The sequence below is a fragment of the Streptomyces sp. NPDC055966 genome (assembly GCF_042269865.1).
GTDB lineage: Bacteria > Actinomycetota > Actinomycetes > Streptomycetales > Streptomycetaceae > Streptomyces.
The window spans coordinates 136050-158736 of sequence record NZ_JBHJYK010000001.1 but is presented as its reverse complement, the minus strand read 5'-3'; the positions used below and the strand labels follow the sequence as shown (position 1 = coordinate 158736).

Annotated in this window: 23 protein-coding genes and 1 riboswitch; of the genes, 10 read left to right on the top strand and 13 right to left on the bottom strand. The window is 73.7% G+C overall.

Features of this window, described 5'->3' with window-relative positions:
- Positions 1–256 precede the first annotated feature (256 nt).
- From ACFC8N_RS00750 to ACFC8N_RS00725, 6 genes are all read right to left on the bottom strand, one after another.
- Positions 257–1147 carry an ECF transporter S component gene (locus ACFC8N_RS00750; RefSeq protein ID WP_376285127.1) on the bottom strand — a complete coding sequence of 297 codons (891 nt, stop codon included), beginning with the start codon at positions 1145–1147 and terminating at the stop codon, positions 257–259.
- The gene (locus tag ACFC8N_RS00745; RefSeq protein ID WP_376285124.1) at positions 1144–2907 is read right to left on the bottom strand and encodes an ABC transporter ATP-binding protein; all 1764 of its coding nucleotides are present in this window, start codon (positions 2905–2907) and stop codon (positions 1144–1146) included. The genes ACFC8N_RS00750 and ACFC8N_RS00745 overlap by 4 nt, the downstream gene beginning before the upstream one ends.
- Positions 2904–3986: a CbiQ family ECF transporter T component gene (locus tag ACFC8N_RS00740; RefSeq protein ID WP_376285121.1), complete on the bottom strand. Its 1083-nt coding sequence runs from the start codon at positions 3984–3986 to the stop codon at positions 2904–2906. Before ACFC8N_RS00740 ends, ACFC8N_RS00745 begins: the two co-directional genes overlap by 4 nt.
- Positions 3979–4641: an SCO2322 family protein gene (locus ACFC8N_RS00735; RefSeq protein ID WP_376285118.1), complete on the bottom strand. Its 663-nt coding sequence runs from the start codon at positions 4639–4641 to the stop codon at positions 3979–3981. The genes ACFC8N_RS00740 and ACFC8N_RS00735 overlap by 8 nt, the downstream gene beginning before the upstream one ends.
- A complete protein-coding gene (locus tag ACFC8N_RS00730) occupies positions 4638–5876 on the bottom strand; it encodes a prenyltransferase/squalene oxidase repeat-containing protein (RefSeq protein WP_362822196.1) in 1239 nt (412 codons plus the stop codon). The genes ACFC8N_RS00735 and ACFC8N_RS00730 overlap by 4 nt, the downstream gene beginning before the upstream one ends.
- A 116-nt stretch (positions 5877–5992) precedes the next feature.
- Positions 5993–6125: riboswitch (cobalamin riboswitch) on the bottom strand.
- A gap of 108 nt (positions 6126–6233) precedes the next feature.
- A complete protein-coding gene (locus ACFC8N_RS00725) occupies positions 6234–7109 on the bottom strand; it encodes a hypothetical protein (RefSeq protein ID WP_356030563.1) in 876 nt (291 codons plus the stop codon).
- Positions 7110–7401: 292 nt separating this feature from the next.
- Here ACFC8N_RS00725 and ACFC8N_RS00720 point away from each other — a divergent pair, with 292 nt between their 5' ends.
- From ACFC8N_RS00720 to ACFC8N_RS00710, 3 genes are read left to right on the top strand one after another with little or no spacing between them, the layout of a single operon-like run.
- Positions 7402–8037, top strand: coding sequence for an XRE family transcriptional regulator (locus ACFC8N_RS00720; protein WP_356030564.1), 636 nt, complete (start codon positions 7402–7404; stop codon positions 8035–8037).
- Positions 8034–8651, top strand: a complete 618-nt coding sequence (locus tag ACFC8N_RS00715; RefSeq protein ID WP_376285114.1) for a hypothetical protein — start codon at positions 8034–8036, stop codon at positions 8649–8651. The genes ACFC8N_RS00720 and ACFC8N_RS00715 overlap by 4 nt, the downstream gene beginning before the upstream one ends.
- Positions 8651–10000, top strand: coding sequence for an MAB_1171c family putative transporter (locus ACFC8N_RS00710; protein WP_376285112.1), 1350 nt, complete (start codon positions 8651–8653; stop codon positions 9998–10000). The genes ACFC8N_RS00715 and ACFC8N_RS00710 overlap by 1 nt, the downstream gene beginning before the upstream one ends.
- Here the strand turns inward: ACFC8N_RS00710 and ACFC8N_RS00705 are convergent.
- Together ACFC8N_RS00705 and ACFC8N_RS00700 are read right to left on the bottom strand one after the other, a co-directional pair.
- Complete coding sequence (locus tag ACFC8N_RS00705) at positions 9895–10353, bottom strand: nuclear transport factor 2 family protein (RefSeq protein ID WP_376285109.1); 459 nt, start codon at positions 10351–10353, stop codon at positions 9895–9897. The genes ACFC8N_RS00710 and ACFC8N_RS00705 overlap by 106 nt on opposite strands.
- A 46-nt stretch (positions 10354–10399) precedes the next feature.
- Positions 10400–11425 (bottom strand): MBL fold metallo-hydrolase, encoded by a 1026-nt coding sequence (locus ACFC8N_RS00700; RefSeq protein WP_376285107.1) that lies wholly within the window; start codon positions 11423–11425, stop codon positions 10400–10402.
- 83 nt (positions 11426–11508) lie between these two features.
- Between ACFC8N_RS00700 and ACFC8N_RS00695 the strand changes: the two genes are divergently transcribed.
- Together ACFC8N_RS00695 and ACFC8N_RS00690 are read left to right on the top strand one after the other, a co-directional pair.
- Positions 11509–12960 carry an aldehyde dehydrogenase gene (locus tag ACFC8N_RS00695; protein WP_376285104.1) on the top strand — a complete coding sequence of 484 codons (1452 nt, stop codon included), beginning with the start codon at positions 11509–11511 and terminating at the stop codon, positions 12958–12960.
- Positions 12961–12962: 2 nt separating this feature from the next.
- Positions 12963–13196, top strand: a complete 234-nt coding sequence (locus ACFC8N_RS00690; protein ID WP_356030575.1) for a ferredoxin — start codon at positions 12963–12965, stop codon at positions 13194–13196.
- A gap of 8 nt (positions 13197–13204) precedes the next feature.
- Here ACFC8N_RS00690 and ACFC8N_RS00685 read toward each other — a convergent pair whose 3' ends face one another.
- The gene (locus tag ACFC8N_RS00685) at positions 13205–14680 is read right to left on the bottom strand and encodes a hypothetical protein (RefSeq protein ID WP_376285101.1); all 1476 of its coding nucleotides are present in this window, start codon (positions 14678–14680) and stop codon (positions 13205–13207) included.
- A 64-nt stretch (positions 14681–14744) separates the two neighbouring features.
- On the opposite strand from ACFC8N_RS00685, the gene ACFC8N_RS00680 reads away from it, so the two are divergent.
- A complete protein-coding gene (locus ACFC8N_RS00680; RefSeq protein WP_356030578.1) occupies positions 14745–14891 on the top strand; it encodes a hypothetical protein in 147 nt (48 codons plus the stop codon).
- Here the strand turns inward: ACFC8N_RS00680 and ACFC8N_RS00675 are convergent, their stop codons facing one another.
- Positions 14892–15533, bottom strand: a complete 642-nt coding sequence (locus ACFC8N_RS00675; protein ID WP_356030580.1) for a TetR family transcriptional regulator — start codon at positions 15531–15533, stop codon at positions 14892–14894.
- 220 nt (positions 15534–15753) lie between these two features.
- Here ACFC8N_RS00675 and ACFC8N_RS00670 point away from each other — a divergent pair, with 220 nt between their 5' ends.
- From ACFC8N_RS00670 to ACFC8N_RS00655, 4 genes are all read left to right on the top strand, one after another.
- The gene (locus tag ACFC8N_RS00670) at positions 15754–17139 is read left to right on the top strand and encodes a glycosyltransferase family 4 protein (RefSeq protein ID WP_376285096.1); all 1386 of its coding nucleotides are present in this window, start codon (positions 15754–15756) and stop codon (positions 17137–17139) included.
- On the top strand, positions 17133–17888 hold the full coding sequence (locus tag ACFC8N_RS00665; RefSeq protein ID WP_376285093.1) for a class I SAM-dependent methyltransferase: 756 nt from the start codon (positions 17133–17135) through the stop codon (positions 17886–17888). Before ACFC8N_RS00670 ends, ACFC8N_RS00665 begins: the two co-directional genes overlap by 7 nt.
- Positions 17885–18955, top strand: a complete 1071-nt coding sequence (locus ACFC8N_RS00660; RefSeq protein ID WP_356030585.1) for a prenyltransferase — start codon at positions 17885–17887, stop codon at positions 18953–18955. The genes ACFC8N_RS00665 and ACFC8N_RS00660 overlap by 4 nt, the downstream gene beginning before the upstream one ends.
- A gap of 115 nt (positions 18956–19070) precedes the next feature.
- Positions 19071–19649: a hypothetical protein gene (locus ACFC8N_RS00655; protein ID WP_356030587.1), complete on the top strand. Its 579-nt coding sequence runs from the start codon at positions 19071–19073 to the stop codon at positions 19647–19649.
- On the opposite strand, the gene ACFC8N_RS00650 is transcribed toward ACFC8N_RS00655, so the two are convergent.
- The 3 genes from ACFC8N_RS00650 to ACFC8N_RS00640 all read right to left on the bottom strand — a co-directional run bounded on the left by ACFC8N_RS00650 (position 19636) and on the right by ACFC8N_RS00640 (position 22667).
- Positions 19636–20667: an LLM class F420-dependent oxidoreductase gene (locus ACFC8N_RS00650; RefSeq protein WP_376285089.1), complete on the bottom strand. Its 1032-nt coding sequence runs from the start codon at positions 20665–20667 to the stop codon at positions 19636–19638. The genes ACFC8N_RS00655 and ACFC8N_RS00650 overlap by 14 nt on opposite strands.
- A gap of 118 nt (positions 20668–20785) precedes the next feature.
- Entirely contained in the window at positions 20786–21631 is an 846-nt protein-coding gene (locus tag ACFC8N_RS00645; protein ID WP_356030591.1) for a hypothetical protein, read from the bottom strand.
- A gap of 85 nt (positions 21632–21716) precedes the next feature.
- Complete coding sequence (locus ACFC8N_RS00640; protein ID WP_356030592.1) at positions 21717–22667, bottom strand: N-acetylmuramoyl-L-alanine amidase; 951 nt, start codon at positions 22665–22667, stop codon at positions 21717–21719.
- Positions 22668–22687: the final 20 nt, after the last annotated feature.

The window sequence follows — 22687 nt, the reverse complement described above, 5'->3', positions numbered from 1 at the left end:
CACCGCCGCTCGCGCGTCGGCCGCATCCGTTTGCATACGTCGGCGCCGCGGCCCGGGTGGGCTCGTGGCGCCTGGCGACGTCCTCCACAGAAGCAGGCCCCGAAGCCGCCCGCAATGCCCCCTTTTACTAGTTGTGGCCGGATCCATGGGAATCGTCGGGTCTGTGGCGTGGCTCTCACTGCGCAGGTCAAGAGGGGTGCCAGGGGGGACGTAACGGATATGTGGCACTACGACCCCGGGTCGTAGGTGATCCGGGTCATGTGGGGTGCTTCACCGCCGGGGTGCCGCTGGGTGAGGTGCCGTACTCGTCCGGTGAGGGATCCCGGGCGTCGAATGTGACCGCGGTCTCGAAGGCGGCCCGCCGGGTGGCCCGGCGCAGCGCGCGCAGCACCGCCGGGCCGAGGAACAGGGTCAGCACCACCGTGCACACGGCCCGGCCCAGGTCCCAGCCGAGCGAGGTGGCCAGGCAGTACGCGATGAAACGGGCCAGGTTGGCGGGGACGGAGGCGTGCGCGTCGAAGGAGATGTCCGAGGCGGCGGTGGCGAGGAAGGGCCAGCCGGCGAGGTTCATGACGGTGCCGTAGGCGAGGGAGGCGAGGAAGCCGTAGCCGGCGAGGAGGAACAGCTCCCCCCTGCCCCGCAGGCGCACCGCCCCCGGCAGCAGCCCGGCGCCCATCGTGAACCACCCCATCGACAGCATCTGGAACGGCAGCCACGGCCCGACCCCGCCGGTGAGCAGGGCCGACGCGAACATCGTCACCGAGCCCAGGGTGAACCCGAAGCCCGGGCCGAGGACCCGGCCGCTGAGCACCATCAGGAAGAACATCGGCTCGATCCCGGCCGTCCCCGCGCCGATCGGGCGCAGCGCCGCCCCGGTCGCGGCCAGCACGCCCAGCATGGCCACGGCCTTCGGCCCGAGGTCCGACTCCGAGATCGTCGCCGCCACGACCGCGACCAGCAGGACGAGCAGGCCCGCGAAGAGCCAGGGGGCGTCCTGGGCGTGGGCGCTCAGCTGCGAGGCGGGCGGGGCGAGGAAGGGCCAGCCGAAGGCGACGACGCCCACCGCGCCGACCAGTACGAGCGCGGCGACGGAGCGGGGGCGGACGCGGACGGCGTGCAGGCGGGTCCTCGCGGGCGGGGCGCTCATGCCAGCGCCTCGCGCACCTCGGCCACCGTGAGCCACCGCTGCGGGGCGAGGACCTTCGTCACCTGCGGGGCGAAGGACGGCGACGAGACGACGATGTGGGCGGTCGGCCCGTCGGCGATGACCTCCCCCTCGGCGAGCAGCACCACCCGGTGCGCGATCTCGGCCGCCAGCTCCACGTCGTGCGTGGCCAGCACGATCGCGTGCCCCTCGGCGGCGAGCGCGCGCAGCACGGTCACCAGACGGGCCTTGGCCGCGTAGTCCAGGCCGCGCGTCGGCTCGTCGAGCAGCAGCAGGGGCGGCCGGCCGGTCAGCACGACGGCCAGGGCGAGCGCCAGACACTGCCCCTCGGACAGGTCGCGGGGGTGCGTGTCGTCCGTGATGCCCGGCAGCAGCTCGGACACCAGCGCCCGGCAGGTCCCCGGCTCGGCCCGGGCGTCCCGGTCCGCCGCCGCGCACTCGTCGCCGACCGTGTCGGCGTACAGCAGGTCACGCGGCTCCTGCGGGACCAGGCCGACGCGGCGCACGAGGTCGGGCGGTGCGGTGCGATGGGGGATGACCCCGCCGACGGTCACGCCGCCCGTGGTGGGGGTCACGAGGCCGACGAGGGAGCCGAGCAGGGTGGACTTTCCGGCGCCGTTGCGGCCCATGAGGGCGACGGTCTCGCCGGGCGCCACGGTGAGGTCGATGTGGCGCAGGGCGGTGATGCGGTCGCGGCGCACCGAGAGGGCGCGGATCTCGGCGGCGGCGGACGAGACGTCGGTGAGCGGGGCGGGGGAGTTGCGGCGGCGGAGGCGGAATCGGCGACCGGTACCGGTGTCGGCCGGGAGTGGCATCGCTTGCCGGCGCCCGCCGGGTGCCTCCCCCGCTCTCGGCTTCGCTCGCGCGGGGGGACCCCCGTCGCCCACCCGTGCCGCCCTGGCGGCACGACTGCCCGCAGCTGGGGCGGCTGCCAGTCGTTCCCGCAGGTCACCCGCTCTGCGCCGGGCGTCACGGACCGTCAGGGGAAGGGGCGTCCAGCCGGCCAGCCGGCCCAGGGCGACCACCGGCGGGTACACCGGGGAGACCGCCATGACCTCGGCCGGGGTGCCCACGACCGGGGCCTCGCCGGGGGCCGGGAGCAGGACGACCCGGTCGGCGTAGTGGACGACGCGTTCCAGGCGGTGTTCGGCCATCAGGATCGTCGTGCCGAGGTCGTGCACCAGGCGCTGGAGCACCGCCAGCACCTCCTCCGCCGCGGCCGGGTCCAGGGCGGAGGTCGGCTCGTCCAGGACCAGGACCCGGGGGTGCGGGGTGAGGACCGAGCCGATCGCGACGCGCTGGCGCTGGCCGCCTGAGAGGGTGGCGATCGGGCGGTCGCGGAGCCCGGCGAGCCCCAGCAGGTCGAGGGTCTCCTCGACCCGGCGCCGCATCACCTCGGGGGCGAGGCCCAACGACTCCATCCCGTAGGCGAGTTCGTCCTCCACGGTGTCCGTGACGAAGTGGGCGAGCGGGTCCTGGCCCACCGTGCCGACCACGTCGGCGAGTTCGCGCGGCTTGTGGGTGCGGGTGTCGCGGCCGGCGACGGTGACGCGGCCGCGCAGGGTGCCGCCGGTGAAGTGCGGCACCAGCCCGCTCACCGCGCCGAGCACGGTGGACTTGCCGACCCCGGACGGGCCGACGAGCAGCACCAGTTCGCCCTCCGGCACCTCGAAGTCGATGCCCTGGACACAGGGTTCGGCCGCGCCGTCGTACACCACGGCGACGTCCTCGAAGCGGATCACGACGGCTCCTCGGGGTGCGTGGGTACGGCGAAGGCGGGCAGGAGGGAGAGGAGGACCGCCGCGGCGGGCCACAGGGGCAGGGCCGGGGCGACCAGGGGAACGACCCCCGGGTGCAGCGCCTGCGGGTCGCGGTCGGCGGCGAGGGTGAGGAGCGCGGCGACGGCGGCGCCGGAACCGGCCACCAGCCAGGCGCGCGCGTCCCACGGGTCCGGGCGGTACCGGGTGCGCAGCGAGCGCCGGCCGCCCAGCTTCAGCCCCGCGAGCGCGGCGGCGACCCCGGCGAGCAGCACCGGCAGCCCGTAGGTGCCGCCCTCCGCGGTCAGCAGCCCGTACGTCCCCGCGCACACGCCGAGCAGGCCGCCGAGGGTGAGCGCGGCCGTCGTACGGCGGACCCGGGCGGGAACCTCGGCGCTGCGGCCGTACCCCCGGGCCTCCATCGCGGCGGCGAGCGCGACCGAGCGTTCCAACGCGCCCTCCAGGACCGGCAGTCCGACCTGGAGCAGGCCGCGCAGGCCGCGGTCCGGGCGGCCGCGCAGCCGGCGGGCGGCGCGCAGCCGCTGGACGTCGGCGACGAGGTGCGGCGCGAAGGTGAGGGCGACGACGACGGCCACGCCGGTCTCGTACAGCGCGCCGGGCAGGGACTTGAGCAGGCGGCCCGGACTGGCGAGGGCGTTCGCCGCGCCGACGCAGATCAGGAGCGTCGCCAGTTTCAGGCCGTCGTACGCCGCGAAGACCAGCGCCTCGGCGGTCACCTTCCCGCCCAGCCGGATGCCCTGCGCCCAGTGGGGGAGCGGGACTTCGGGGAGCGTGAACAGGGTGTGGGTGCCAGGGATGGGGGAGCCGAGCGCCACCGCGAACAGGAGGCGGACGAGCAGGACGGCGAGGGCGAGCCTGAGGAAGGCGGCGTAGGAGCGGGCGAGGGGGGCGGGGGTGCGGTGCGTCGCGACGACGTACGCCGACGCGGATATGAGGAGGGCGAGCAGGAGGGGGTTGGTGGTGCGGGTGGCGGCGGTGCCGAGGCTCAGGGCCCACAGCCACCAGGCACCGGGGTGAACGGCACGCCCGCCCTGCTCAGCCATTCCGTTCGTTCCGTCGCCGCCGCGTCTGCCACACCGCCGCGCCCGCCAGCAGGACGACCGCTCCCACGCCGATCGGCAGCCCCAGCGCGGGCCCGTCCGAGGGGCTCTTCTCGGCGCCGTGCCCCGTGATGCGGCGCGGCTTCCGCGTGTCCGACACCTGCTCGCCGCACCCCCGGTGCGGATACCCGGCGATCGCGCACAGCAGGGCGTCGGTGTCGTAGCGCAGCGGCGGCGCGACGGCGGCCAGGGCGTCGGCGGTCGTCGCGTCGTCCGGCACCCGGGCACAGGCCGTACGGCCGGCCGGCGGGCTCTCGCCGGACGGCGCGTCCGCCGGGGTGCCGAAGTCGAGGACCAGCGCCACCCGTTTCATGCCGGACCTGGCCGGCGTGGCCGCGCAGATCGTCCGGAAGTCCGCGGTGCCGCGCGGCCGGCTCGCGTCGGCCGAGTCCGCGCTGACCGCGAAGCGGAAACCCGCCACCGCGCCGTCGTCGGGACGGACGCTCGCCGGGCCCTGCGTGGCGTACGTCCACCGGCCGTCGGTGCGCTCCCAGAAGGACCAGTAGCGGTAGCCGGCGGCATGCGCCTGGGTCACCGCGGCCGCGAGCAGGACGAACGCGGCCAGCGTCAGGCTCACCGCACGGCGGCCCCCGGTCACGGCTGCTGCTTCTTCCGGCCGCTGAGCAGGAAGCCGATGCCGATGCCCGCGACGAGGCAGACACCGACGAACCACCAGAGGCCGAACGGCGAACCGCCGTCGGACTTCTCGGACTTCTCGGGGCTCGTGGACGCGTGCCCGGCGGATTCCATGCTCGGCGCCGGGCCCTGCGCGTTGAGCGAGCGGACCAGGCTGGTGCCGCCGAAGTCGCCCGGTTGCGCGCCCACCGCGTGCGCGGCGAGGATCAGCTGCGCGTACGCCGCCGGGCCGCTCTGCTCGGCCCAGCGCGTGGCGTTGTGCTCCAGCCACGTGTACGACCGCGACGCCTGCTCGCCGCGCCCGTCGGCGGCGAGCGCGACGACCGCGTCCGCCGTGTTGCCGTAGTCCGGCTGGTCCGTGGCGCCGGGCAGCGCGGACGTCAGATGGCCGGTCTTCGCGACGGCCGACGCGAGGTTGGCACCAGCGTTGTCCGCGATCTGCGCCGGGGTGAGGTGCTCGCCGGCGGTGCACGCGCCGCTGCCGGGCGCCTTGCCGGCCGTCGCGACGAACCCCTTGCCGAGCGCGCCGAGTACGCCGGCCGCCGTCGCGTCCGCGTTGGCCGCCAGGGCGCCCTTCTTGTCCGGCTGGAAGGCGAGAGCGCCGCCGCCGGGCTGCTCGCAGGGCACGGACAGGGCGGCGAGGAGGTCGTAGGGGGACTTGCCCGCCCTGGTGGTCCGCGCCGGGTCCGCGCCGGTCGCGGCGAGGGCGCCGATGACGACGGAGGTGGAGTTGGTGTCGCTGGCGCCGCCCGGGTTGTAGCCCCAGCCGCCGTCCGTGTTCTGCACGGACTTCAGCCAGGCGACCGCCTTGCCGACCGCGTCGTCGTGCCCGCCGGTCGCCCGCAGGGCCTGGACGGCGGCGGCCGTGCTGTTGGTGTCCACGACGACCTTGCTGTCGCAGGCCTTGTCCGGGGCGGCGCGGAACGCGGCGAACGCGCCGTTCGCGCACTGCTGGCCGGCGAGCCAGCCGACGGCCTGCGCGGCGGGCCGGTAGCCGAGCGTGCGCTGCGCGACCAGCGTCAGCGACTGGCGCCACACACCGTCGTAGGTCGGGTCGCCCGTGCCGTACAGCCCGGCCGGGATCGTGAGCTTCGCAGACGGCGACGGGGCCGGGGACGCTCCGGCGGCCGTGGCGGGCGCGGCGGCGGCCAGCACGCCTACGGCGGCGAGAGCCGCTGCGCTGCGGCGGACGTTCATGGTCGGCGACTGCCTCTCCTGCGGGGAGCCGGGCAGCGCGCGGGAACCCCCCGGGCGGCTCGACTCCGTAGACCTCGACGGTGCCGTGCGCGGCGGGTCGCCGACGCACGTGAGCCGGTCAACGTCCCGTCCCGGGCGGTCCGGCTCACCGTCCGGCGACGGACGGTTCACGGTTGCGGGCTCAGCGCCGGAATTGCACCGGCTTCCCCCTGTACGGGTGTGATGACGACCCCGCCACCTTACCGGCAGGCATGCGCGAGCCGGGGGGTGGCCGTGGGCACAGGGCGGCGGTGACCGGGGTCACGGTGATCCGGGTGCGACGTCGGAGTGGGCGGGCCCCCTGCACCGGCGATGCCGTCAGGCGGCACCGAGCGCCCGGTCGCACTCCGCCGCGTCCTCCCCCTCCGCCACCCAGTACACCCGGGTCGGCAGACACGCGCCGCCCGCCGACTCCGCGAAGCGGATCGCGGCGGCCCGCTGCCGGCTCGGCGTGGCGTCCACAAACGTCCCGCACGCCATCGCCAGCGCCACCCCGGCCAGATCCACCCCGGTGGCCCGCTCCACCAGCCAGGGAATGAGGTCGCCCGGAAGGAACGGCACGACCCCGGTCACCCGCGGGCCCCGGCCGGTCAGCCGCAGCCGCACGTGCGCCACGGTGTGCGTGAGGCCGAGCGCCCGCACCGCCCGCTCGACCGTCTGCCGCAGGAAGCGGTTGTGCAGCAGGCCATCGTGGGCGTGGACCGAGTGCCGCAGCGGCAGGCCCCCCGGCGCCCCCGGGGTCGTACGGGTGAGCGCGGCGATGCGGACCTCGTCGTCCAGGACCACCGTCTCCGCGGACACCAGCGGGCCGTCGAGGTCACCGGGCCCGTCCGGGGCCAGGCGGTGCCGGGCGAGCAGTGCCGTGGACGTCACGGGGTCGGTGCAGGCCCCGGCCGTCTCGTACGACAGGCCCGGCAGCCCCAGATGCCCGGTGATCCGCGCGGCGGTGCGCAGATGCTCCCTGGTCCAGGTCAGCACGCCCGCGACCGGATGCCGGTCCGCGTACCGCGCGAGCGCACCGGCCGTCTCCGCCTCGTGCGTGGGGTCGGCCGGGAGATGGCCGGACAGGAAGGGCCGCGCCCAGCCGGGGACGGCGGTGTCGACCAGGATCACGGGGCGGGCCTCGGCGATCCGCTCCAGCGGGACCCCGTACGCGGCGGGGCCGGCCCCGAGCAGAAGGACGGGCTGCGGCATCGGCGCTTCACCTTTGCGGGAGAGGCAGGGCGGGACGGCGAGGCGGGACGGTCGTACGGGCAGCGGAACACCCCGGGTGCCGCTCCCCCCGTGTGCGGCACCCGGGGCGGGTCGAAATCTTGCTCTCTGTGTCGTGATCCTCACCCACCGCACGCTCAACTGTCAACTATTCCTGCCTCGTTGGGCAGGGAGCCTTGTCAGATCTGGTCGGCGAACGGACGACCGGGTACCCTCGCCTCTCGTCCCGTCGCCCGGTCGAGGGGACGGACGCCACATGCTCAGGGGGGCCTCGGTGAGTGACGCCTACACCTCGCTGGCCGAAGTTCTGGCCAGACTCGGGGAGTTGACCGGCCGGCCCGGCCGGCTTCCGGAAGCCCTCGACGTGGCCGGCCTCTCCCATCGCACCGGCATCCCCGTCGGCACCGTCGTGGAGCTGCTCGGCGGCGGCCGGGCGGCCGAGGCCGGACTGGCCCAACGCGTGCGCCAGCGGCTGGACTTCATCCGCGAGACCCGGCGCCGGCCGGACGGCAAACGGTACTCGCTGGACGAGCTGGCCAGGATCGCCGGCACCAGCCGGCAGTGGCTGAGCGAGTGGCGCAAGAGCGGGCTGCCGAGCCTGGAGCACACCGACCGGCTGCGCAGGTTCTTCGGGCTGCCGGCCGGCTTCTTCACGGCCGACGAACCGGAGGCGCTGCACGAGGCGTTACAGCCGGTGCTCCAGGGCCTGGAGGCCGAGGCGGACCCGCTGCTGCGGCTGCGCGAGAGCGGCCTGGTCCGGCTCGCCGCGCGGGCCCCGCAGATGAACGCCCGCCAGCTCGCCACGCTCGCCGACCTCGCCGAGATGATCGTCCTCTCGGAACGGGCTTCCTCGGACCGGACTCCCTCGGGCCGGGTCTCCTCGGACCGGGTGGGGGACGCGAGCCGGTGAGGCCTTCCAGGTCACCGAAGCGCTTCCTCGACCGGCTGGTGCGGGACACGGCCCGTACCCTCACCGCGCCGACCGGTGCCGAGGCCTTCCTGCACGCGCTGTGCGACACGCTCAGCCCGCAGCTGGACCGCCCGGTCCGGCTGAAGTTCGTCACCTTCCCGCCCGGGCTGGACGTCTCCGGGATCACGCTCGCGATGGACGAGCGGTACATCGTCGTGGTCGAGAGCCGCGCCCCCGACCCGCACAAGTTCGTCATCGCCGGGCACGAGATCGGCCACATCCACTACGGCACCCTCGACGTGCACCACCCGGCCGGACCGCCCGCTGCCGCCCGCCGCCTGCTGTCCCGGTACGCCGGTGACACCGGGGACGCCGGGGACGCCGGGCGCACCGCAGACGACGCCATCCCCTGGGGGCAGGTCGTCGCCATGGCCACCCGGTGCCCGGCCGCCGCTGCCGCCGCCGCGGCCGAGTGGGAGGCCGAGGAGTGCGGGCTGCGCCTCGCCGCGAAGTTCCCCAGGGTCGTCGGGCCCGGCGCGGCCGCCGGCCGCAGCACCCAGGACACCCTCACCGGCCGCCTGTCGTCCTCCCTGGGCAACATCGGCGGACCCTGATGCGCTGGGACGTCTCCGGCACCGTCGCCGCCTACGCGGTCCCCGGTGCCCTGCTCGCCGTGGCGTTCGTCATCAAACTCCCGCTGCTGCGCCGCGCCTGGCAGGAGGACCCCATCCTGCGGGCCACCGCGCTGCTGCTCGGCATCGGCGCGGTCGTCTTCGCCTCGCTGCCGCCGGCCAACCTGCACCGCCTCAACGCGTTCACCGGCATCCCCAACTTCGCGGGCGTGTGGGTGTACTCACTCCTCACCGCCTACTGCGGCGCCTGCCTCTGGCTCATCATCACCTGGCGCGAACCCCCCTCCGCGGCGCGCCGCCGGCGCACCCGGCTGGTGTGGATCGCGTACACGGCCATCATCGCGGGCCTGTGGACGACGTTCTCGCTCGGCGACCACCACGTGGAGCGGCTGCGCGACCTCGACACCTACTACGCCGACACGCCCTGGATGCGCGAGTTCGGGATGCTGTACCTGGCCGCGCACCTGGTGTCCGCGCTGGTCGCGGCCCGCATGCTGTGGGCCTGGTACAAGGAGGTCGAGGACACCTGGCTGCGCCGGGCCGTCATCTTCCTCCAGGTCGCCTACGCCCTCGGGCTCGTCTTCGACGTCGCCAAGCTCGCCGCGGTCAGCGCCCGTTGGAGCGGCCGTGACTGGGACTGGCTGTCGACGTACGCCGCCCCGCCGTTCGCCATGGCCGAGGCGCTGCTGGTCGCCACCGGATTCATCGCCGGGCAGGCCGGACCGGCGGTCGAGGAGCGCCGCCGGCTGGTGCGGACCCACCGGCTGCTGCGTCCGCTGTGGCAGACCATGCTGGCGGTCGCCGCGCCGGCGGCCCCCGCGACCGGCCGGGTCAGCGGGGCCGCCCTGCGCCTCGAACTGCGCCGGGCCGCCATCAACGACGGCCTGCTCAAACTGGCCCCGCACCTCAGCCGCGCCCGCCGCGAACGGATCCGTACGGCGGCCCGGTCCGCCGGCCACCCGGACGCCGAGGCGCGGGGCATCGCCGGCGCGGTGGACATCCTGATCGCGGCCGACGTGCTGCACGCCCCGGCCGGCGGGGGCGAACCGCCCGCCGCCGCCCACGAGGAACACGCGGACCACGCGGGCCGGACCGGCGCCGCGGCGGGCCTGTCCGACAGCGAGCTGGAGTGCATCGCGCACGCGCTGCGACTCCACGCGCCGGTCGTCGAAAGCTTCCGCCGGCAGACGGCCGCCACGGAGGGGCTCACGCACGGCGGCAGGCCTCAACCAGCCGTGCCGGCCTGGGGAGTCGGCCCCGCGAAGGGCAGCCGCAGCACCCGGTGGACCAGCAGCCACCGGCCGTCGACCCGGCGGAACGAGTCCTCGTAGGTCCCGACCTGGACGGGCGGTCCGGCGGGCACCATGCCTCCGCCGTACCCGTCGACGCGGTAGGTCGCGAAGTACGAGACGGCGGTGGCGGTGTCCCGCCCGGTCACGGTGACGAGGACGTTGGACATGAACCGGCGCGAGAGCCGGTCGGCGGGCCGGGAGCCGAAGTACTCCCGCAGCGCCTCCCGCCCCGCCACCCGCCGTCCGTCCCCCGGCGGGGGCCACTCCCAGACGCCGTCCTCGGTGAACAGCCCGGCCACGCCGGCCGGTTCGCCGAGGTCGAGGCGGTGGACGAAGTCGGTGATCAGGCGCTCGCAGGCGCGTTCGGCGAGCAGAAGCTCCAAAGGTTCCATGAGGCTGTCTACAGGAAATCCGCGCCCGAGGTGACCCGGCTGCCGGTCACACCGCCATGTACGCCACCGGTTCGCTCCCCGTCACCGCCTCCGCCCGGCCCTGTTTCACGAGCCGGCGCAGATGGGCCTCGGCCTCCGAGACGGCGATGTTCCTGGAGCCGTACGGGATCTGTTCCCACGGGCGGTTCCACTCCATCCGCGTGGCGAGCTGCCAGGCGGTGAGCGGCTCGGCGAGCAGGGCGAGCAGGCCGGCCAGCCGTTCCTCGTGGTGATCGAGCAACTCCCGTACCCGGCCCGGCGCGTCGGTGAAGGTGTGCTCGTGTGCGGGGAGGACCTCGGCGGGGGCGAGCCGGCCGATCCGCTCCAGGGAGTCGAGGTAGTCGCCGAGGGGGTCGGTGACGGTCGTGTCGTCGGGGTCCTCGTACAGGCCGATGTGCGGGGTGATCCCCGGGAGCAGGTGATCGCCGCTGAACAGCCGTCCGTGACCGGTGAGTCGGGCCGGATGCTCCTCCTCCAGATGCAGGCACACATGCCCGGGCGTGTGCCCCGGCGTCCAGATCGCGCGCAGCCGGCGGCCGGGCAGGTCGAGGAGTTCGCCCGGGACGATCTCCCGGTCCGGGAGGGCGGGGGAGAGGCCGGGCAGGGGCCGCGGGCGCAGGGTGCGCAGGGGAGCCACGTGCGTTTCGGGCGCCCCGGCAGCCGTCAGCTTGGCCGCCATGTACGTGTACCACCGCTCGGGCGGCGTCTCCCGCGTCCTGCGCACGATCGCCGCGTCGGCCGGATGCAGCGCCACCCAGGCACCGGAGGCCTCACGCACCCGCGCGGACAGCCCGTGGTGGTCCGGGTGATGGTGGGTGACGACGACGCCGTACACCTCGCCCACCGCCGTGCCGCACGCCGCGAGCCCCGCCACGAGGGTGTCCCAGGAACCGGGATCGTCCCACCCGGTGTCCACCAGCACCGGCCCCCGGTCGCTCTCCACGACGTACACCAGCGTGTGCCCGAGGGGGTTGTCCGGGATCGGCACCGCAACGGACCGTACTCCCCCGCCGTGATCGAACGTCGTCGCCATCTGTCCTCCGCCCCACCGCCATTGCTCACTATAACTAGAACTGATATCAGTTCTGAAACAGCGTCAGAAAGGTGGCGGCGGCCATGACCGAGCTCATGGAACACGGACAGCTGTTCATCGGCGGGGAGTTGACCGACCCCGCGGGCAAGGACGTCATCGAGGTGATCTCGCCGCACACCGAGGAGGTCATCGGCCGGGTGCCGCACGCCTCCCGGGCGGACGTCGACCATGCGGTGGCCGTGGCGCGCCGCGCCTTCGACGAGGGGCCCTGGCCGCGGGCGACACAGGAGGAGCGGATCGAGGTCGTCACCCGCATCAAGGACGGCATCGCCGCCCGGCACGAGGAGATCGCCCGGGTGATCTCCTCGGAGAACGGCTCGCCGTACTCCTGGAGCGTCCTCGCCCAGGCGCTCGGCGCGATGATGGTGTGGGACGCGGCGATCAGGGTCGCCCAGGGGTATGTGTACGAGGAGCGGCGCGACGGCGTCCTCGGGCCGATCCTCGTCCGGCGGGAGCCGGTCGGGGTGGTCGCGGCCGTGGTCCCGTGGAACGTCCCCCAGTTCGTCGCCGCCGCCAAGCTCGCGCCCGCGCTGCTGGCCGGCTGCACGGTCGTGCTGAAGCCGTCCCCGGAGTCCCCGCTGGACGCCTACCTGCTGGCCGAGATCGCCCGGGACGCCGGCCTTCCCGAGGGGGTGCTCTCGGTCCTCCCCGCCGACCGGGAGGTCAGCGAGCACCTGGTCGGGCACCCCGGCATCGACAAGGTCTCCTTCACCGGCTCGGTCGCGGCCGGCAAGCGCGTGATGGAGGTCGCCGCCCGCCATCTGACCCGGGTCACCCTGGAGTTGGGCGGCAAGTCGGCGGCGGTCGTGCTGCCCGACGCGGACGTGGCGACGGCGGTCGCCGGCATCGTCCCGGCCGCCTGGATGAACAACGGGCAGGCGTGCGTCGCCCAGACCCGCATCCTCGTCCCGCGCACCCGCTACGACGAGTACGCCGACGCCTTCGCGGCCGCGGCGAGCGCGCTCAGGGTCGGCGACCCGCTGGACCCGGCGACCCAGGTCGGCCCGCTGGTCGCCCGCCGCCAGCAGCAGCGCAACCTCGACTACATCCGGATCGGCCAGGAGGAAGGCGCCAAGATCCTCACCGGCGGCGGCCGCCCGGCGGGCCTGGAGCGCGGCTGGTACGTCGAACCGACCCTCTTCGGCGACGTCCACAACGGCATGCGGATCGCCCGCGAGGAGATCTTCGGCCCGGTGATCTGCCTGCTCCCGTACGGCGACGAGGACGAGGCCGTGAAGATCGCCAACGACTCGGACTACGGTCTGTCGGGCAGCGTGTGGACGGCCGACGTCGAGCACGGCATCGAGGTCGCCCGCCGGGTCCGCACCGGCACCTACTCGGTCAACACCTTCAGCCTGGACATGCTCGGCCCGTTCGGCGGCTACAAGAACTCCGGCCTGGGGCGGGAGTTCGGCCCGGAGGGCTACGGCGAGTACCTCGAACACAAGATGATCCACCTGCCGGCGGGAGCGTGAGCATGGGCGACCGCTGGCACGTCGAGGTCGACCGTTCGGTGTGCATCGGCTCGGCCCAGTGCCTCCACCACGCCCCCGACGCCTTCCGCCTCGACTCCGCCCGCCAGTCCCACCCGGTCGCCCCGGACACGGACGCGACGGAGTCCGTCCTGGAGGCGGCCGAGAGCTGTCCGGTGGAGGCGATTGCGATCACGTTGGCGGGAAGCGGGGAGGGTGTGTTTCCGCCGGAGGAGTGAGGGCCGGGTCAGCCTCTCCAGGTCCGTTCCAGCGTCGTGAATTCGTCGGCGTACGCGCCGTTCGGGAGCGCCGCCCGCAGGTGGGGGAGGTCGGTGGGGCGGCCCGCCTGGCGGGTGCCGATCAGGAGGTCCGGCTGGGCGTCCCGCCAACAGCGCGCGGTCTGGAGCGCGGACGACAGCAGCTCCCGTGACTCCGACGACAGCTGCGACTTCCACAGCATGGCGCGCCGCGGCCAGTTGTCGACGAGGTGCTCGGACCCCACGAACGCCGACGCGTGCACGGCGCCCCCCCCCGCCAGCACCGCGACCAGGAGCAGGTTCGCCTCGTACACCGCGTTCCGGTACGTCCTGGTCACCGCTGCCGGTGCGTGTCCTGGATCGGAACGGTGCGGATCCCACTCGGCCGCCTTGAACAGGGTGGCCAGGAGCGTGGGCAACCGGTCCCGGCCCGTCGGCCAGGCCGTCAGCATGTCACCGAGGTTCTGTACCAGTTGCGCCCGGTCCGTGAGCGGGGTGAAGGACAGCAGCGCGTACAGCTCGCCGTCGTCCACGGCTCCGGACTCCGCCAGCCGGCGCAATGCCCGGTCGATCAGCCGCGCGGCCAGGTGCTCGCCGAAGGTCGCGTGCAGGAACTCGTAGCTGCGCAGGGGCTGTTCCGTCACCACCGCCTGTGCCTCGTGCACGAAGAAGAAGCGGCCGAACAGCGGCTCGGCACCGCGGGGCTCCCCGTGCGGCTCCTCGGTGGCGAATGCGCGCAGGTCCCGGTCCGCCTGCTCGCCACCGATGGCCTGGGTCCCGCGGTGGAGCATCCCGAGGGCGATCACCGACAGGCGGTGCAGCTCGCGGTCGACCGCCGCGTCCTGCTCGGCCACGGGCAGCGGGCCGTCCTTGACGACCTGGCGGCGGGCGAACTCCGTGAGCAGGCGCTCGTACAACTGGGTGCGGCTGATGCGCTCGTAGCGCATCCTGTGCAGGTCGCCGCTGACCGAGTCGTACAGGGCGAGCATCAGCAACAGCAGGGGCTGGGCGGCGAGTTCCGCGTGCTGGAGGACGGGGGCGAGGGCGAGCGGGTGCAGGCCGTGCCGCTCGAAATAGGACCGGTTCGCGCTGTTCCAGATGTCCAGCCAGCGCTCGATCTCGCTCTCGCCGAACGGCTCCAGCCGCAGCACCTGACTCCTCGCGGGGATCTCCGAGCGGTCCGCGACCACGGTGCGGCTCGTCACCAGTACGATCAGCGGACGGCCCTGCTCCGCCTCGCGCGCCTGGAAGCGCTCGATCTCCCGCAGATAGCTCCACTGCCGGGCGGAGTCCAGGAGTTGGGCGCCCGCCTGGAGCAGTTCGTCGAGGCCGTCCAGGAGGACGACCGGGATGGCCCCGGGCACGGCCTCGGACCAGTCGGGCCAGCCGACCGCGCGTCCGGTCTCCCGCCTCAGCGCGTGCTCCAACTGGGCCTGGAGATCCGCCTCCGCCGGTGTGTGCCGCAACTGCACCCGCAGCGGGCGGAACTCGCCGGCCGGGAGCCGGGCGGCCAGCAGTGTCCAGCCGCCCGTGCTCCTCGCCGCCCTCGTCTTCCTCGCCCTCTACGGCGGAGTCGTCCTGCCCGCCGTATGGTCGCGCAAGCCCGCCCGCCGTGCCGCGGCGCTCACGGTGCTCGGCCGGCTCCTGGACACGCTGCGGCACTGGACGCGGCGGTGATCAGGAATGCCCGCCCGGCTCCGTCAGGTCGATCAGGCGGCACACCGTCTCGATGTCGATCTTCACCTGGGCGATGGAGGCACGGCCCGACAGCCAGGTGATGAGGGCCGAGTGCCAGGTGTGTTCGATGACACGCACCGCCGAGAGCTGCTCGGGGGTGGGGTGCTCCAGGCCCATCGCGTCCAGGATGATCACCGTCGTCTGGCGGGAGACCTGGTCGACCTCGGGGGAGACGCTGCGGTCGGCGAAGGTGAGGGCCCGGACCATCGCGTCGGCGAGGTGCGGCTCGCGCTGCAGGGCGCGGAAGGCGCGCATCAGGGTCTCCGCGACGCGCTCGGCGGCCGTGTCGCCCGCCGGGGGCTTCTTGCGCAGCGTGCCGTGCATGTGCTCCAGCTGGTCCTGCATGGTGGCGACCAGCAGGTGCACCTTGGAGGGGAAGTAGCGGTACAGGGTGCCGAGGGCGACCTGGGAGGACTCGGCGACCTCGCGCATCTGGACGGCGTCGAAACCGCCCCGGCTGGCCAGCTGGGCGCTGGCGTGCAGGATCCTGCGACGGCGGGCCTCCTGCCGCTCGGTGAGCGGCGACGAGGCCGACGACGAGGGCCGGACCGTACTCGCTTCCAGCTTGGATTCCGCAGGCATGGGTCCCGCTCCGTGACAGTCGGTGAGGGCGTCTGTAGGGCACGTGATCAAACAGCATGACAGAGCGGTCTGCCGTGGCGTGAATCACCTGATCCACCGCTCACAGCTCCCTTACCTGCCGGTAGATTCAGAGCCTCTTGAACGATCAAGTCTGAAACTTGTTCTAGATTAGCGTCCCGGCGTAGTCTCGCGGGACAGCGCAGGCAGAAGGGGGCACGGAGTGACCGCTGAGGCCCGTGCCGCGGGTGTCCAGGAGGATCCTGCGGCCGACGGCGGGCGACCGCTCGACATCGCGCTCCTCACCTATAAAGGGAACCCGTTCTGCGGCGGCCAGGGTGTCTACGTACGGCATCTCTCGCGCGAGCTGGCCCGCCTCGGACACCGGGTCGAGGTGATCGGCTCGCAGCCGTACCCGGTCCTCGACGAGGGATGTCCCGGGCTCACGCTCACGGAGCTGCCGAGCCTCGACCTGTACCGCCAGCCCGACCCCTTCCGCACCCCCGGACGGGGCGAGTACCGGGACTGGATCGACGGACTCGAAGTCGCGACCATGTGGACCGGCGGGTTTCCCGAGCCGCTGACGTTCTCCCTGCGCGCCCGGCGCCATCTGCTGGCCCGGCGAGGTGAGTTCGACGTCGTCCACGACAACCAGACCCTGGGATACGGGCTGTTGGGCGACATCGGCGCGCCCCTCGTCACCACCATCCACCATCCCATCACCGTCGACCGGCAGCTGGAGCTGGACGCGGCCGAGGGCTGGCAGCGCCGCTACTCGGTCCGGCGCTGGTACGCCTTCACCCGGATGCAGAAGCGCGTCGCCCGCCGGCTGCCCTCCGTCCTCACCGTCTCCGGCACCTCCCGCCAGGAGATCGTGGACCACCTCGGCGTGCGCGACGACCGTATCCACGTGGTCCACATCGGCGCCGACACCGACCTGTTCTCGCCGAATCCGGCCGTGCCCGAGGTACCGGGCCGGATCGTCACCACCTCCAGCGCCGACGTGCCGCTGAAGGGCCTGGTCTTCCTCGTGGAAGCGCTCGCCAAGGTGCGCACCGAGCACCCGGCCGCCCACCTCGTCGTCGTCGGCAAGCGCCCCGAGGAGGGGCCGGTGGCCCAGGCCGTCGAGCGGTACGGCCTCGCCGGCTCCGTCGAGTTCGTCAAGGGCATCTCCGACGCCGAACTCGTCGACCTGATCCGCTCCGCCGAGGTCGCCTGCGTGCCCTCGCTCTACGAGGGCTTCTCGCTGCCCGCCGCCGAGGCCATGGCCACCGGCACCCCGCTGCTCGCCACGACCGGCGGCGCGATCCCCGAGGTCGCCGGCCGCGACGGCGAGACCTGTCTGGCCGTACCGACCGGCGACGCGGGCGCGCTCGCCGCCGGGCTCGTACGGCTGCTCGGCGACCCGGAGCTGCGCGCCCGGCTCGGCCGGGCCGGCCGGCAGCGGGTGCTCGCGCGCTTCACCTGGGCCCGGGCCGCCGAGGGGACCGTCACCCGCTACCGCGAGGCCGTCGCACGCACCGGCGGCCTGCGCCGCAAGCCCCCCATCGAGAGCCGCCCCGCGGCCGCAGCAACAGGCGTCTACACCGAAAGCAGGGCCACGTGCTGACCGTCGACTTCTCCCGGTTCCCGCTCGCCCCGGGCGACCGTGTCCTGGACCTCGGCTGCGGCGCCGGCCGGCACGCCTTCGAGTGCTACCGGCGCGGCGCCCAGGTCGTGGCCCTGGACCAGAACGGCGAGGAGATCCGCGAGGTCGCCAAGTGGTTCGCGGCGATGAAGGAGGCCGGCGAGGCGCCCGAAGGAGCCACCGCCACCGCGATGGAGGGCGACGCCCTCGCACTCCCCTTCCCCGACGAGTCCTTCGACGTCGTCATCATCTCCGAGGTGATGGAGCACATCCCCGACGACAAGGGCGTGCTCGCCGAGATGGTCCGCGTCCTCAGGCCGGGCGGCCGCATCGCCATCACCGTCCCCCGCTACGGCCCCGAGAAGGTCTGCTGGGCGCTGTCCGACGCCTACCACGAGGTCGAGGGCGGCCACATCCGCATCTACAAGGCCGACGAACTGACGGCGAAGGTCCGCGAGGCCGGCCTCAGGCCCTACGGCAGCCACCACGCGCACGCGCTGCACTCGCCGTACTGGTGGCTGAAGTGCGCGTTCGGCGTCGACAACGACAAGGCGCTGCCCGTGCGGGCGTACCACAAGCTGCTGGTCTGGGACATCATGAAGAAGCCGCTGGCCACCCGGGTCGCCGAGCAGGCACTCAACCCGGTCATCGGCAAGAGCTTCGTGGTCTACGCCACCAAGCCGCACCTGCCGCGCGTCGCGGAGAGTGCGCACGAGGCGGCCGCCAAGTGACCACCCCCCGGACAGAACACCTCGTCCTGCCCGGGGTCCTCACCGCCGGGCAGGCCGCCGCGACCGTCCGCGGCATCCTCGCCGTACAGCGGGAGGACGGCGCGATCCCGTGGTTCCGCGGGCATCACCTGGACCCCTGGGACCACACCGAGGCCGCGATGGCCCTGGACGCGGCCGGCGAGCACACGGCCGCCGAGCGGGCGTACACCTGGCTGGCCCGGCACCAGAACGAGGACGGCTCCTGGTACGCCGCCTACGCCGACGGCGCCCACGACGACGTCACCGACCGCGGCCGCGAGTCGAACTTCGTCGCCTACATAGCCGTCGGCGTCTGGCACCACTACCTCTCCACCGGCGACGACACCTTCCTGGACCGCATGTGGCCCAGCGTCTACGCGGCCGTGGAATGGGTCCTGCGGCTCCAGCGGCCCGGCGGCCAGATCGGCTGGCGGCAGGACGACGACGGCACGCCCGCCACGGACGCCCTGCTCACCGGCAGCTCCTCCGTCCACCACGCGCTGCGCTGCGCCCTCGCGATCGCCGAGCAGCGCGAAGAGCCGCAGCCGGACTGGGAGTTGGCGGCCGGCGCGCTGCGCCACGCGATCCGCCGCCACCCGGAGCGCTTCCTCGACAAGGACCGCTACTCGATGGACTGGTACTACCCGGTCCTCGGCGGCGCCCTCACCGGCGAGGAGGCCAGGGCCCGCATCGCCGAGTCCTGGGACCGCTTCGTCGTCCCCGGCCTGGGCGTGCGCTGCGTGGTCCCCAACCCGTGGGTGACCGGCGGCGAGTCCAGCGAGCTCGCCCTCGCCCTGTGGGCCGTGGGGGAGTCGGACCGGGCCCTGACCGTCCTCCAGTCCATCCAGCACCTGCGCGACCCCGACAGCGGCCTGTACTGGACCGGCTACGTCTTCGACGACGACGCGATCTGGCCGCGCGAGCTGACCACCTGGACGGCGGGCTCCCTGCTGCTCGCGGTGGCGGCCCTGGGCGGCCACGAGGCGACGTGCGCGGTGTTCGGGGGCGAGCAGCTGCCGGCGGGACTGGACCCGGACTGTTGTAACTGAGCCCCGCGCCCGCGGGAGAGATCGCAACCGGAAGTCCCCCAAGTGGCGCACCCCGGCCAACCGCGCCACCCTGCCAAGGGAACGAAAAACTCGGGGAAAACGTCCGGAGGACCCCGTGCGCGTACCGAACCGACGCCACGTCGTGGCGCTCACGCTCTCCACCGCCCTGCTGGCCGGTACCGCGGCCTGCGGAACCGGCGAGATGACCAGTACGAAGGACACGAAGGACACCGTGGCGGTCCGGGCCGTCCCCGCTGCCGCCAAGCCCAGCCCGACCACCTCGGCGGAACGCCAGAAGTTCGCCAAGACCCGGTTCGTGGCGAACGCGGGCCTCGCGGCCGGCGCCACCTACCAGTGGATCGTGAAGCCCTGGAAGGCGGGCAAGTTCAAGAAGGGCGCCCACGGCCGCAAGTCGGCCCTGGTGAAGGCCGCGCTGGCCGGTGCCTTCACCTACAACCGCCTCAAGGCCGCCGAGCGCAACGCCCAGGGCGACCCGGCGCTCGCCAAGGCGCTCGCGCCGCTCTCCTCGGGCATCGACGCGCTGAAGAACCTGCCGGCCAAGCTCAAGAACGGCGACGCCGGCGCGGTCGGCTCCTTCAACGACACGATCAACAAGGTCAAGGGCGCGGGCGCGGGCGCGGGCGCCCCGGTCCAGAACAAGGTGCCCTCGGCCGCGCAGCTCACCAAGGGCTAGGCGGCGTCTGGGAGTTCAGCTCCGCCAGCACCCTGAGCGTGTGCGGGTCCGGTGACACGGCCAGCAGGTCCGTCACCGGGCCCGCCCGCCACGCCTCCAGCCGCTCGGCGATCCGCGCACGCGGGCCGACCAGCGAGATCTCGTCGGCGAAGGCGTCCGGCACGGCGCGTACGGCCTCCTCGCGCCGCCCGGCCAGGAACAGCTCCTGGATCCGCCGGGCCTGCTCCTCGTACCCCATGCGGGCCATCAGGTCGGCGTGGAAGTTGCGGGCCGCGTGTCCCATCCCGCCGATGTAGAAGCCGAGCATGGCCTTGACGGGCAGCAGCCCCTCGGCCACGTCGTCGCAGACCCGCACCTGGGCCAGCGGCGCCACCATGAACCCCTCGGGCAGCTTCCGCACCGCCTCCCCGTACGCCTCGGGCCGGCTCGGCGCCCAGTACAGCGGCAGCCACCCGTCGGCGATCCGGATCGTCTGGGCGACGTTCCTCGGCCCCTCGGCACCGAGCAGGACGGGCAGGCCGGGCCGGAGCGGATGCGTGATCGACTTCAGCGGCCGGCCGAGCCCGGTGCCGTCCGGTCCCCGGTACGGCAGCGGATGGAACCGCCCGTCCAGCGCCACGGGCCCGTCCCTGCGCAGGACTTGCCGTACGACGTCCACGTACTCCCGGGTCGCGGTCAGCGGCGAGGCCGGGAACGGACGGCCGTACCACCCCTCCACCACCTGCGGCCCCGACAGTCCGAGACCGAGCATCATCCGCCCGCCGGAGAGATGGTCCAGGGTGAGGGCGTGCATGGCGGTGGCGGTCGGTGTGCGGGCGGCCATCTGGGCAACTCCCGTACCCAGTCTGATCGTCGAGGTCCGCGCCGCGATCCAGGTGAGCGGTGTGAAGGCGTCGGATCCCCAGGACTCCGCGGTCCACACCGAGTCGTACCCGAGCCGCTCCGCCTCGACGGCCAGCGGTACGTGCCCGGCGTCCGGACCGCGTCCCCAGTACCCGAGTGCGAGGCCGAGCCGCATACGCCACCTGCCTTCCGAGCTATCTGACGTAACGTCAGATCACTGACCGGAAGCCGAGGTTACGACAACGGCCCCCCGCCCGGAAGGGCGAGGGGCCGTACGTCCCGGCGTGCGGGGCTCAGCCGCGCTGGATGCCGGAGGTGTCCTGGAGGACGCCGCGACGGCCGTCCTGGGTCTGCGCGACGAGCGTGGCACCGCGCTGCTCGACGGCCAGGTACCAGGTGCCCGGCGCCAGTTCGGCGATCGGGGTCGGCGCGCCGTCCTCACCGAACAGCGGCCGGGTCACCGGCACGGCGAACCAGAACGGCGAGAAGTCCGCCGGGGCCGGCTGCGCGCCGGCCGGAGCGGCCGCCTGCGGCTGCGCGGCGGCGGGCGGCTGCTGCTGCCCGAAGGGCTGACCGGGCTGCGGCTGCGCACCGTACGGCTGCTGCGGGGCCGGGGCACCCGGGTAGCCGTAACCGCTCGGCGGCTGGGCGCCGTAGGGCTGCGGAGCGGCCGGCTTGGCAGCCGGGACCAGGGCGGCCTGGAGGGCGGGGACGAGGGGGGTGGCGATGGCGGCGCCCGCCATGACCAGCGTGGCGATGAGGGCGATGATCAGGCCGGTGCCGGCGCTGAAGCCGTTGCCCGTGGCGTTGCCGATGTTGTCGACGCCGCCCGCCGGGTCGAAGATGTTGCCGAGCGCGCTCCAGGCGGCGAACACGGTGAACGCGACACCGAACTGACGGAGGTCGAGACCGGCGACCTTGGGCGCCTGCGGCAGCCCGCGAGCGACGACGATCAGGGCGGCCCCGATGACGCCCGCCAGGATGACGCCCAGCAGGACCGGGCCGCTGCTCCAGGCGTTGGGGATCTCCGAGCTGCTGACTCCGTCGATCGAGTAGAGGCTGAGGAACGACGCGATCAACAGCACCACCGCTGCTCCGATCACCACGCCGTCGCCTCTAGTGAGGGAGCGGATATTCACTTCAGGTCCTTCGTAGGTCGTCTCTCGTCGTCGGTAGACACTACCGTCCGCAAGATCCGGCCGTCCGGCCGTATCCGCCCGCCGGTCACGACTCGCGCAGGAAACTCACGATTCCGTCAGACATCCCTTGCGCCGCCTTCTGCCGCCAGGCTCCGCTGGTCAGCAGTGCCGAGTCCTTGCTATCGCGCATGTTGCCGCACTCGATGAACACCTTCGGAACTGTTGACAGATTGAGACCACCCAGGTCCGTACGCGTGACGAGACCGGTGCCCTTGCCGACGTAGTTGGAGGGCGGCTCCGCGGTGTCGCGCAGGAAGTTGCCCGCGACGCGGGTGCCCAGGTCGCGGGAGGGGCCGACGATCTTCCGGGTGTCGGCGGCGCCGGCGTGCACGGACCCCGGCAGGATCACGTGGAAGCCGCGGTCGCCCTCGGCGGCGCCGTCGGCGTGGATGGAGATGGCGGCGTCGGCATGGGCGTCGTTCCCGAACCGGGCCCGCTCGTCCACGCACGGCCCCCAGGCCGGGCTGTCCCCGTCACGGGTCAGCTTCACCGTGGCGCCCTGCTTCTCCAGCAGCGTGCGCAGCCGGTGAGCGACGTCGAGGGTGAACCGGGCCTCGGTGTAACCGTCGTTGGTGGACGTACCGGTGGTGTCGCACTCCTTCTTGTTCGTCCCGATGTCGACCTGGCGGTTGATCTCGCCGGCGTGCTGGAAGTTGCCCTGGTTGTGCCCGGGGTCGATGACGACGACCTTCCCCGCGAGCGAACCGGACCCGTCGGCCGCGTCCTTGCCGTCGCCGGCGGGCGAGGCGGAGTCGGTCGAGGGGGACGAGTGGGACGGGTGGGACGAGGACGCGGTGGAGGTGCCGGAGGCCGACGCGGCGGAAGCGGCGTGGTCCGAGCCGCCGCCTCCCACGGCCTCGTACACCGCCCAGCCGAGCAGCGCACCGGGCACCAGCGCGGCGAGCGCCACGGTCAGGGGGCCGCGCCGGGGCCGGCGCGGCTGCGGGGTTTCGAATTCCGGGCCTGTGTACGACACGTCTGCGACTCTAACCGGGG